This is a genomic window from Bacillus sp. BS98 (assembly GCF_008432245.1).
Taxonomy (GTDB): domain Bacteria; phylum Bacillota; class Bacilli; order Bacillales; family Bacillaceae_G; genus Bacillus_A; species Bacillus_A toyonensis.
In genome coordinates, this window is the sequence record NZ_CP043831.1 from 125,958 (window position 1) to 138,035 (window position 12,078).

The 12,078-nt window shown below is 29.6% G+C and carries 8 protein-coding genes and 2 pseudogenes; 2 read left to right on the forward strand and 8 right to left on the reverse strand.

Translation table 11 applies throughout. The annotated features are described in order from the left end of the window. Positions 1-83: 83 nt before the first annotated feature. Positions 84-566, reverse strand: a complete 483-nt coding sequence (locus F0362_RS27730) for an AMP-binding enzyme (protein WP_170952452.1) — start codon at positions 564-566, stop codon at positions 84-86. Between the two features lie 190 nt (positions 567-756). After that, on the reverse strand, positions 757-1,455 hold the full coding sequence (locus F0362_RS27735) for a thioesterase II family protein (protein WP_098010155.1): 699 nt from the start codon (positions 1,453-1,455) through the stop codon (positions 757-759). 388 nt (positions 1,456-1,843) lie between these two features. Between F0362_RS27735 and F0362_RS27740 the strand changes: the two are divergent. Beyond that, positions 1,844-1,984: pseudogene (locus F0362_RS27740) on the forward strand (IS21 family transposase); the annotation flags it as partial. A gap of 45 nt (positions 1,985-2,029) precedes the next feature. Then, a pseudogene (locus F0362_RS27745) lies at positions 2,030-2,428 on the forward strand (ATP-binding protein); the annotation flags it as partial. Positions 2,429-2,728: 300 nt separating this feature from the next. On the opposite strand, the gene F0362_RS27750 reads toward F0362_RS27745, so the two are convergent. The 6 genes from F0362_RS27750 to F0362_RS27775 form a co-directional block, all read right to left on the reverse strand. Further along, the gene (locus tag F0362_RS27750) at positions 2,729-3,730 is read right to left on the reverse strand and encodes a hypothetical protein (RefSeq protein WP_098010157.1); all 1,002 of its coding nucleotides are present in this window, start codon (positions 3,728-3,730) and stop codon (positions 2,729-2,731) included. 4 nt (positions 3,731-3,734) lie between these two features. Then, complete coding sequence (locus F0362_RS27755; protein WP_098010159.1) at positions 3,735-4,283, reverse strand: hypothetical protein; 549 nt, start codon at positions 4,281-4,283, stop codon at positions 3,735-3,737. Positions 4,284-4,502: 219 nt separating this feature from the next. Further along, complete coding sequence (locus F0362_RS27760) at positions 4,503-5,390, reverse strand: isochorismatase (protein WP_000174708.1); 888 nt, start codon at positions 5,388-5,390, stop codon at positions 4,503-4,505. Positions 5,391-5,418: 28 nt separating this feature from the next. Further along, positions 5,419-5,745, reverse strand: a complete 327-nt coding sequence (locus F0362_RS27765; RefSeq protein WP_098010161.1) for an AMP-binding enzyme — start codon at positions 5,743-5,745, stop codon at positions 5,419-5,421. Next, on the reverse strand, positions 5,741-10,213 hold the full coding sequence (locus F0362_RS27770) for a non-ribosomal peptide synthetase (protein ID WP_097825640.1): 4,473 nt from the start codon (positions 10,211-10,213) through the stop codon (positions 5,741-5,743). Before F0362_RS27770 ends, F0362_RS27765 begins: the two co-directional genes overlap by 5 nt. 638 nt (positions 10,214-10,851) lie before the next feature. Continuing rightward, on the reverse strand, positions 10,852-12,078 hold the full coding sequence (locus F0362_RS27775) for an ATP-grasp domain-containing protein (protein ID WP_098010163.1): 1,227 nt from the start codon (positions 12,076-12,078) through the stop codon (positions 10,852-10,854).

Below are 12,078 nucleotides of genomic sequence, written 5' to 3' on the forward strand. Positions count from 1 at the left end.
CTATCTTATATATTTGCATTTTTTATCGGCTGAACATATTTGCGAATATTGGAAATTGTTAGGTATCTAAACAAGTGTTGAATCTAAACTTTATATCCTGATTCTAAGAAATGATAATGTATACCCACCCATTTCACATCTAACACCTTCACCCATACACGTGCAAATGTTTTCTGTATAAAAGTATCCGGTGAAACATATTCAACATCAGTTTGCATAATTTTTTTAGATGCTGACAATAATTTAATATCAAATTTCCCATTTGGAGTTAATGGGATTTTATTCAGGTGTACAAAATATGTAGGTATCATATAATTCGGTAAATACATAGATAAGTTATCTCCTAACTCTCTATTAGATAGTTCTTCATTTACTACATAATAAGCACATAATGTTTGTTCATTTTGGGCATCTGGATATACTGTAACAATTGCTTCTTTAATTGAACGTATCTGAAGAATTTGCGACTCAACTTTGCCAATTTCAATTCGATTCCCTCTTATCTTCACTTGATTATCCTTACGTCCTATATATTTAATATTTCCATCTGGAAACCATCTTGCCAAATCACCAGTTCGATATAGGCGTTTAGGGGTTAGCAATAAATCGCATTCGGTCAGTTCAGGCTGATTTAAATATCCTCGTCCAAATATCCGCTACCACCTATAAATAATTTCCCTAACACCTCGATAGGCTGAATACGGAGTACCTCATTTAAAACATAAATTGTTACATTCTTGTCCTTTATTGAAGGTATTATTGATGTAGACATTTTTTAGATATAATATTTAAAACATCACTATAATTCCTATTCACATAAAAATGATCCCCATCGATTTCAAAGAAATCACAATCCCCATCAGTCAAATCTCTCCAAGATAGTATATTGTTCCTATCTATTATATGATCTTTATTTCCAAAAATAATTGATAAATCTTCTTTGATTCTACTCGACTCTGTATTGTATTGGTATTCATTATTCATTTTAAAATCTGCTCTTAATATCGGTAAAAACAAATCTATTAATTCTTTATTTTCGAGAACTGCAGAAGGAGTTCCATTCATATGTTTTATTTTTTCAATAAATTGATCATCCGGTAGTAAATGAAAAAAGGAATGTGACTTTCTTTTATGTGGAGCACCCATTCCTGAAATAAAAACATGCTCAGGAGTAAAAAAATCAAAATTTCTAATTAATTCAAATGCTACCAATCCTCCAAAACTATGGCCAAAAATTGAATATTTTTCACATTCATTAATATGAATTAAAATTTGTTTATATACATCATCAACCATTTCATTTAAATTCGCAAATAAAGTTTCACCGATGCGGCTCCCTCTACCAGAGTACTCAATTGGGATAAATTCAATTGAATTACAAACACGGCCCCATTCTTTAAAAATTTGTGCAGATCCCCCTGCATGTGCCAAACAAATCAGTTTACTTTTATTCATACATTACCTCCCAAAAATCAACAAAAAGAACTTCACATCCGAAATTTTGAATTTATAACAAAAAATATTTTTCTTGAGCATAAATTAACCTGAATAAGAATTTGATAATAAATATAAACTCCATTTTAATACTACGAGTTTTTAATGTACTTTTCTCGACTATATTGCGAGATTTCGCAATCATTATATTATAGCAAAACGAGTGAATATACATATGCCTCTCATTACATTCTTTGAAATTGAAATTTTTGTTTAATTAAAAACGAAAATTAAAAATCTAATATTTTACATATACAGAAAATTATAATATAAAAGGAATAAAATCTCAATATTTTTAAATATAATTTATAAATGGATTATTTTTCAATTAATACCCGTTAATCCAAACAAGATTCCAATGTTCGTTTTAAAACAAGAAAAAAATCTCTTACAGCCCCTACCACAGAGCACAATAAGAGATTCTTACAGAATCAAACACACACTAGTAAAAGTCAATGCATCGAACATGATTTACTACAAGTCAAATCAATAATCAGTTTCAGCTAAATGTCAAAGAAAGACCCAATTGACCATTTCTATTGGCATCACAGCAGCTAAGAAACGTACAAGTACATATTTCATTAAATGTCATGATTTACTTTAAAATCTTAAACGTGCAAAAGTAGCAAATCGTCTTGAAACTCGTATGGAACATTATACGAAGCATAAACTACTTATCAATGATGAAATTAGTTATTTGCCAATTGATTCAGAGGATGCAAAATTATTTTTTCAGTTAATTGATATGCGTTATGAAAAACTTCATTCCACGATTCTCACTACCAATATTAATTTCAAATCGTGGAATGAAGTTTTTCAAGACACAAAAATAGCTAACGCCATATTGAATCGTGTTTTGCATCACGCCACAGTCGTTAGCATTATTGGAAAATCTTATCGAATTAAGGATCATTTTAATAAAGAGAATAAGTAATTTTGTACAGCCTTGGACAAGCAAAAGTGTACATGTTTAGGTTGACATTTATACTCAAGGATATACTCTACTGTTTCTTGCTTAAATGTATCATCATATTGTTTTCCTATACCTATTGGAATTTAGACACCTGATTATAATTGAAATATTTATTATAATCAGGTGTCTATTTTATATCTTTATCATTCATATATTAATTAATATAAATTAACGTGAATTGAACCCATTAGTAGGTCACTTTGTAAGCTAAGCTTAAATATGTTATTTAGTATTTATCGTTTATTAAATCTTTTATAAAAATTATTTATAAAACGTATTAGGTACATCTTCTTTTAAAATAAAATCTTCAACTAATTTAGATGCCTCTCTTTCAATATTTAGAGTTGAGGATAATATATCCTTTAAGTTAGTAAGATATGCTCGTTCTTTTTTTGATGCTCTTAACTTAAGGACTAAATTAGCTGCTATTCTAAAATTCTGATAGCTATCTAAATATAAGTCTTCAATCACTTCAATATTGTTATAATTACCTTTATATTTTGAGATAATTTTTGAATAATGGTACCTTGAATTACTCAAATTAAATAAACTTTTGTATATGTCTTTTAATGGCCCTTTTTGATGGAAATGTTCTTCTAAGTAATTATCGAATCTATCAAAAGTTTTTAGACCTACCAACCGTCTGTGATTTGGTATATCTAAAAAATCCACTGCCTCCCCCCCTAATATTTGGGAGTTATTCTTAGTCATAACTTTAAATAAATAATTTTTGTCTAGTTTAAAAGAATGCCCATCCGTATAGAAACTACGGAAAATGTATTCATTTTCACCTTCAATGTCCATTCTAGTTTCCATAGCTTTTGCAATAATGGCTATATCAACCAAACCAGAATATTTATAAAAATGGTCACATACAAAAAATTGGTCATGTTCCATATGTGTAATTTCAATGTAGTGTGGTCCCCTATGTTTGCAATAATACATATTAAATGGTAAATCAAAGATATCAACACGTACTAGTATCGAACTACCACTGTTTAATATAAATATTATTTTTTCTAACCAAAGTTCAAAATTTGGTGATTTATATTCAATACTTCTTACATTAGTCGTGTTATAAAGATGTTCATACTCATTTATATAGTAAGGAGTAAAAATTAGATTATTCTCATTTTCATAGATTGCTAACCCTGCCTGGTTCCAAATAAATTCTGATATTGGTATAACCCTTGATAAAATAGCGTTTAGTGTAAGGGTTTTACAATCGAAGTTCTCCTTATAAATTACTTTTGATTTACTCAAATTGTTATACCTCCTTCATTGTGATAGAAAAAATATGTATAAATGGATTATAACCAAACTTAAGGTGATCTAATTTCATATAAGAATTTAATGACATATGATAAAACCAAATTTTAGGTTTTATAAACTTGTTAATACCTAGATGTGAATGCATGTATTCAAAAGATTTGAAACAAATATCACCATTATTAGATATCTCACTATTTAAGTCTGATAAGTGTAATTTTTTAGAATAAATATTATTTTCATTCATTAGGTCCACATTATGGTAATAACTACCTCCGTAACAAGTGCCAACAAAAAAAATGTCTGAGTATAAGTTTGGTCTGATTTTTATAAGTTGATTATCCACTTCAAAGTTATCAAAATTATTGTTAATATTAAATATAAAAGGTATATCTTGACTTTCATAAATAAAGTTCATGTTCTCGCGAAAAAAATCTTTTGGTATAGAGAGTCCTGCTAAAGAGTCTAGTTCTCCATTACTTTTATCTTCATAACTAGTTATACCTTTATTGTTGTTGTGTTCTTCAAGGTTTACGCAATAAAACACTATTAACTACCTCCGTATTTTTTATTAAAAACTAAATTAACTTTGATTGATTTAGTTTTAACTAGGAAACAACGTTTACCTTTTTCAAATAGGGTTTTTATAGAGTTTGAATGTTATTCTGAGCCGCATAAAACACTGTTATGGAGATTTACCTACTTTAAAAATACTTTACCCCATAACAGTGACTTGTTAAATAAACTATGTATAAAGCTAGTTTTACTATTTAAGTACTTCATCCTTCTTACTTACTATAAGTTCCCACCAATTATTAATAGTCGGTTCCAAAGCAAGTTTTACAAAGGGTAAATTGATTCCTTTTTTATTTAGATTTCCCATAAAAGTCATAACCCTTATCGAGTCCATCCCTAATAACAATAAGTTCTCATTATCATTAATTGACTGAAACTCATTATAGCCAATTAGTTCAGCGACTTGTTCACGGATGTAATCTTTAGTTAAATCATCATTCTCATTAGATAGTGCTTGTTTTATTTGCTCGGTAGTAATTGTTTTAGCGCATCTATTTGATGTATAAATTAGTGATTGTTTATGATCTTCTAAAGTGAAATCAGCAACAGCATCTCCAACGAAAAATGGTTGTATACCTTCCATAAATGCATCTGCTGCAGTTAAAAGACAGCCTATATGAGCGTAAACTCCACAAATTATTATCTGGTCACGTCCTTGCTCCTGAAAAATGTCTAATAGGTCATTTTTTTTAAAAGCACTGTACCTCCATTTAGTTAATAAAATATCATCTTTTTCAGGAGTCAAACTGCTAATAATCCTTTGCTTATTACCTTCTCGGGGAATTCCCTTTCCCCAAAAGTCTTCTAATAACGCTCTCTGGTGAGAATTTTGACCTTCAGGTTGAGCAGAATATATAATTGGGATTCCAAGCTCCTTACACGTGCTTTTTAGTATATTTATATTCTTCACAAGAGTTTTTATTAGCAGTGAGTCTTCTTCATAAGCGTCAATAAAATACTCTTGCATATCATGAATCAGTAAAATCGCACGTTTTTTATCAACATTCCATTTTACTTTATTAGTTGGTAAATCAGTTTTTGTTGGCATTAGATAGTCTTTAATAGTTGGTAAAGTCATTAAAAATTCTCCTCATAATGTAAGTAATTTAATAATTAATTTTGGTCTTCCTATATTTATCTGATATCATTTTACGTAATTCTTTTTTACTAACTTTCCTTACTCCAGTCTCAGGAAATTCAGTTATAAATTCTACTTGATCCAGAGATTTATATTCATCTCCACCTCTTAAAGTTAAAAACTCTTTTAAATCTTTTAAAGTAGGACGATTTTCTTTTGCTATTATATAGGCACAAATTCGCTCACCTAAATACAACTCTGGGATAGATACTATTGCTACATCTGTAATATCTTTGTGTACTAGGAGATGATTCTCAACTTCTTCTGCTGAGGTTTTTTCCCCTCCCCGATTAATCTGATCCTATTCGTTCAGCTACATTAATAACTGATTTTTCTTTCATTTTTAAAATTGTATCTCCTGAGTTATTGATAATCTGTTCAATTATATTTAACATATTATCTCCCAGTCCTTTAATGGTACTATATTTATATAAAGTAGTTGAGTACGTTAATATACATTTAAGTTCACTATCATTATCAATAATTTCTAATATTAATTTAAAATCTGATACAGGCTGTTCGATCATTTTAAAAGACTTTATTTCTAAATCTCCTTTGAATTCATTTAATTTAATAACTTTTTGAAAAAGAAACATCGCTTCAAAAATCTGGTTATTAAGATTAATACTTTCTTGATAATTATTAAGTACCTCATCAAAGGTATATTCTTGATTTTCAATAGCTTTTAAAGAGTTTTCTTTTACTTCTTCTAAGAAATCATAAAATAATTTATTATCGAGTGGCTGGTTCCTAACGGCAACAGTATTTACAAATAAGCCCATGGTAGATTCTAAATCTGAATGCGTGCGTCCCCCGCTCATACTTCCAATAATAATGTCATTATTCTTACTATAAGTAGATAGCATAATAGTATAAATAGTTAACATAACTGTATATAGAGTAGTATTTTTCTCTTTAGCAATTAAATACAATTTCTCTTTTTGTGATTTATTAATTACGAACTCAATATTATTACCCTTAAAGTCTAATTCTTGTTGCGTTTCGTAATCAGTTGGCAGCTTAAACATTGAGAATTGATCCTTGAATAAATTTCCCCAATAATTCCCTTGCTTTTCTATACTTTTAATACGAGACAATTGCCAGTTTGCATAGTCTTTATATTGAACACGTAAGGGTGACAGACTCTCTCCATTGTAATATTTTATCAAATCATTCATAAAAATATTTAATGAAATTCCATCTGATATAATATGGTGCATATCTAGTAAAAATAAATAGCTATCTTCCCCCACTTTTAATAAGTCGCATTTAAATAGTGGTAACTTATTAAGATTAAAAGGTTGAACAAAGTTATTAATATAATTAGCTATTTCTTTATGATCATCCATTTCAATGACATTGAGTTTAAAAGAGTAAAATGAAGCTATCTTTTGTCTTAATTCAGAGTTTATTTCTAAAAAATATGTTCTTAAAGTCTCATGTCTTTCTATTAAATGTGAAATTGCATTTTCTAAACGCTTTACATTTAAATTTCCTTTGAACTCTGTAACAGAAGGCATATTGTATGCAATTTTTGATGGTGAGATTTTGTTCATTTCAAACATCCTCTTTTGTAGAGGAGAGATTACATAACTGTTCTTGGTACTTACTTGAGGTATAATTAAATGTTCTTCTTTTCTTTTTCCTTCTATTTGTTTTGCTAGCTGTTTAAATAAAGGGTTGTCAAAGACATCTTTTATTGATAATTTAACTTGAAATGTCTCGTGAATCTTTGTGACTAAGTTTGCTGCTTTAAGTGAATGTCCCCCAAAATCAAAAAAGTTATCTAACAGTGAAGGTTTGTTAGTCCCTAGCACGGCACTCCATACGATTGCTAATTCACTTTCTAATTGAGTTAAAGCTCTTTCTTTGGAACCCTTTTTACTTTTATGAATATACTTAGGTAAAGATTTGTAATCAATTTTTCCGTTAATAGTTAAAGGTATATCTTTTAGTTCCATAAAATAACTAGGTATCATGTAAGGCGGAAGCACTTCACTTAATTTTTCTTTTATTTTTTCAGTTGTTACAGAGTTATTAGTTACATAATAAGTAATTAATTCTAGACTTTCTTTTTCAGCTTTAATAGGGATTATTACTGCTTGTTGAATTAATCCGGTTTTATAAAGAGCGTTTTCTATCTCTTCTACCTCAATTCTAAACCCTCGTATCTTTACTTGGTTATCTACTCTACCCATATATTCTACATTACCATCTACTAGCCACCTTGCTAAATCACCCGTATAGTAGATTCTTTCACCTGAAACAATAGGATTCTCAATGAATTTTTCTTTAGTTAAATCAGCTCTATTTAAGTAACCCCTCGCAAGTCCTTGCCCAGCAATATATAATTTCCCTGTGACACCAATAGGTTGCAATTTAAATGAATCACTAAAAATATAAAACTTTGTATTAAGGTTTGGTTTCCCGATAGGAATTAGCGATGTCTCATTTCCTTGAGTCAGGTAACTTGATACTTCAACGGTGGTCTCTGTAGGTCCGTAGGTATTATATAACCTAGTATTATTTTTTAATGTAAGTGTATCGTAAAAGCACCTTGTCAAATTAGCAGACAAAACTTCACCGCCTACAGAAACATACTTAACAGTCACTAATTTATCTTGCATTTTAAATTCATTTACATAATTTAAAAAAACTTGAAGCATAGATGGTGAGAACTCAAGATGTGTAATTTTATATTTATTAATAGCTTCTATAATAAGTAAAGGGTCCATTTCAGCATGATTTTCTAATAAGCTAAGGCGTGCCCCTTTCCACATCCACCAAAATAATTCCCAGACAGACGCATCAAAAGATATAGTGGTTTTTAACAAAAGTGAGTCTGTATCCTTGAGTGGACTTCTCTCCTCAAGGGTTTGCAGAAAATTTATAACCGATTTATGTTCAATCATTACACCATTTGGTTTTCCAGTTGTTCCTGAAGTATATATAATATAGGCTATATCTGTAGTTTTTACGTCACTATTTAAATTATTTACTTCACCAAGATATATGTCATTTAAGGAAATTTTAACTCCTTGAAATGAAATTTTATCTTTAATTGAATGGTCACTTAACAAAAATGATGCACCAGAATCATTTAATATAAATGAAATTCTGTCAGCGGGATATTTGGGGTCAATTGGTAAATAAGTTGCACCAACCTTTAATACCCCAAGTATAGAAGCTAACATTTCAATTGAACGTTCAAAAGCTAATCCTACAACATCACCAGGATGTACACCCCTTTTTTGGAGTTCTTTTCCAATTCCGTTCGCTTTAATATTCAATTCCTTATATGTAATTTTCGTATCCCCAGATTGAATAGCTATATTATTTGGTTTTTTTTCAACTTGATACTCGAACATACCGTGTATCGTTTGAAATTTTAATATATGACTTTCTGACCTATTGAATTTATTTAAAATATCTAGACGTTCCTTTTCTAACAAAATATCTATAGAACCAACATCAGAATCAATCTCAGTATCCAGTAAAGTATCAATTAAATTTATAAACCTATCACTATGTAAAGAAATATCGCTTTCGGAATATTGTCTCGGATTTGCATCCATTTCAACTTTTATAGTAGATGTTTCTACATCAATGTAAATATTAATTGAAATGTCTTCTACTGGACCTGCTGAAAGATTATGAACTATACCTTTTACACCTCCGAAATTTAAACTGTAATCAAAAGTTTTAAAGTTTACTACAGGCCCAAATAATTTATCATTAGTACCAACGTAACCGAGCTCTCGTCTAATTAATTCACTTCGATATTTTTCATGTTTTTTAATTTCTAATATTTCCTTTGAAACCTGCATAATTAAATTGTTAATGCTATTGTTACTTTCAACATTAACATTTAGAGGTAGAACATTCATCACATTTGATGGAATTGTAAGTGATACTGAACCGAGCCTACACATCATTGGTAGTCCAAGTATTATTTTATTTTGTCCAGTAGTTAAACTTAAATATATTGCAGTCGCAGATAATAAAATTTCAGACCAATTAATTTTTAGAGAGTGAGCTAAATCTTCAAGTTTTTTAATTGTACAAGCTGATAAATATCTGGTTTCTCGAATAAATTGACCTTTAGGTATACAAGTATCTCGATTCATTTGTTGATGATTATTAAAACTAACTATCTCCGGATGATACTTCATTTTATTTATCCAGTATTTACTGTCCTGTAAATACTTATCTGAATTATAATAGTTATTTTCTTCTTCAATAATAGAACTTATTGCCCCAAAACTAAAATTATCTATACAAACGTTAGTCAATTTCGAAGTATAAATATCAGAAACCTTTTTTAAAATTAGAGAAACACCATAACCGTCTATAATTGCATGATGAATTTTCTGATACCAATAATATTTATTATCATCAATACGGAAAATCATCTCTCGATATAACTGATCATTTGAAAGATTTATTTCTAGTTCCATTTCTTCTTTCATCCAATTAATTGCTAAATTGTGTGCATCATCATTACCCGATAAATCGTGATAATCTATTATTATTTCTTTCTTTTCATTAATAGTTTGATATAATTCATCATCTCTTTCGTAAAGATTTGCATTTAGTGCTTCACACTCAAGAATAGTTTGCTTAATTGAATCTTTCAAAAGATTCACATTAACTTCCCCATTAATTTCTACGTATTCTGCCGTATTAAAGACATTGTTATTTTCCTGAAGTTTTTGTGCATACCAAATTCCACGCTGAGCAGAAGTTAAAGGTATTTTTCCCATAAAATATGACCCCTTTTAATACATTTTTATTGAAGTAGTGAGATTTCTAATTAAACTAAATTGTATGTAGTGGATGAGTAAAATAATTCTACTGAAGGGCCAATTAATTCAATTGTTTTTCGTTTAAAAAGATGTTTTTTAGTTTGTCAATTGTTACGTTTTCAATATTAATATTATTTATATCTTCATTCTCACTACAAACAGCTAATTTATAACGAATTTTCCAATTTATATATACGATATATTATATATAAACACTAAAAAATGTCAATACTATTAAATTTTCACTTTCTTAATAAATAATACCAAAAAGACTGTACATGTATTAATAAATTAGCAATAAGATATATTATAATATGATTTATCATGAAAGATGTGAATGTTCCTTTATATAATACACTTTGTTTCTTCTTATTTTTTCATAAAAGGTTAGAATAGAAAATACCTTTAATTATTATTAATTCATATTTTCATAATAAATAAAAAAGCATCATAAACCCACTGGAATATGATGCTTTTTTCTCATTTATTATAAAGGGAAAAAATCTTGTATTGGTGTCTCTACAACATTCATGCTATGTTTACTTCCCTGAATCAGATGTATATTCGCTTCATTACTTGGATATGTTTGCACTCTCTTACTGAACAGTATATTGAATTAAGCTTACTGCTTTTTTCGCTGATGTAGAGGCTTCAATTGGTGTATCACCTTCACTTATGACATATCCCAGTCTATGGTAACTACTAGAAACTTTCTCTACATGAAAAGGAAGATTAACCGTATGAATCTTTGCTACCCCCGTCACATTCTCCGCTTGCTCTACGTTGTGTATCTCTACATAGGTGCCTAATTGCTCAGGGATGCAAAATTGTATAGCAGCAGACTTTGATCGCTGCGTTTCAATTTGAATTGAAATTCCGACTGCTTGATCTAAAACAGCTTCTACCATGTTCACTCCAGTAGCCATTTCAACTAAGTCCGGAATACAGTCACCCGCCAATCTTGGATTAATCTCCACTAAATAAAGATCAGCATCTTTTACAATAAATTCTATATGTGCGGCCCCAGCTTGTAAGTTAAATTCGGACAACAATTGAACACAATACTCTTCAAGACCTTTAATGGGGCTTAAATCTTTTGAAGTCACATGACCGCTTTCCACTGCATGAATACCATAAATGTCTTTTTGAGTTACTGAAATAAGCTTCCATCCTTCTGAAGTGTGTAACATCTCTGCAGAATACTCTGCTCCCTGTATAAATTCTTCAATTAACCATTTTCTCTCTAAGCTATATCCTCTTTCATTGATATTCCTTACCAATTCAGCTTCTAAAGCGCGTTTGAGGTCACCCTCACTATTACAGATAGATACTCCATTGCTTCCGCTATCGTCTACAGGCTTTAATACGCAAGGAAACTTGATATCTATATTATCCCAATTCGTATCAGGATCAACTATTGCAAATCCAGGTTGCTTAAATAATAAATCTTGAGCTCTCTTATTGAAATGCTCTCTCATAAGATGCTTATATCTAACTAATTTTAAAGCATGTAAATCGGTAGCTGTCAGCTGTAAATTCTGAGCAATTTGTGTCGCTGGAATTAGATGATAGTCATCAAATGCCAACACTCCATCAAAAATATAATTTTCATCTGAGATTTTAGACATCATCTTTTCAACGTCGTATGTGTCTATCGTTAGAATCTCATCCGCAATATCTAAAGGATTATTCACCTTTATTGCATCGTACTGTTTAATATCGCTGGTCCAAAAATGGACTTTATATCCCTTCTTTTGAGCGATTTTCATTGCCTTTGCACCAGTTCCAGTTGTATTAGTTTCAATAAATAAGATATTTTTCAT

What these genes read in the sequence shown, in the direction of transcription:
- F0362_RS27735 (WP_098010155.1), bottom strand. Translation starts at nt 1,455, where the DNA reads ATGAATAAAAGTAAACTGATTTGTTTGGCACATGCAGGGGGATCTGCA.
- F0362_RS27760 (WP_000174708.1), bottom strand. Translation starts at nt 5,390, where the DNA reads ATGACTTTACCAACTATTAAAGACTATCTAATGCCAACAAAAACTGAT.
- F0362_RS27770 (WP_097825640.1), bottom strand. Translation starts at nt 10,213, where the DNA reads ATGGGAAAAATACCTTTAACTTCTGCTCAGCGTGGAATTTGGTATGCA.
- F0362_RS27775 (WP_098010163.1), bottom strand. Translation starts at nt 12,078, where the DNA reads ATGAAAAATATCTTATTTATTGAAACTAATACAACTGGAACTGGTGCA.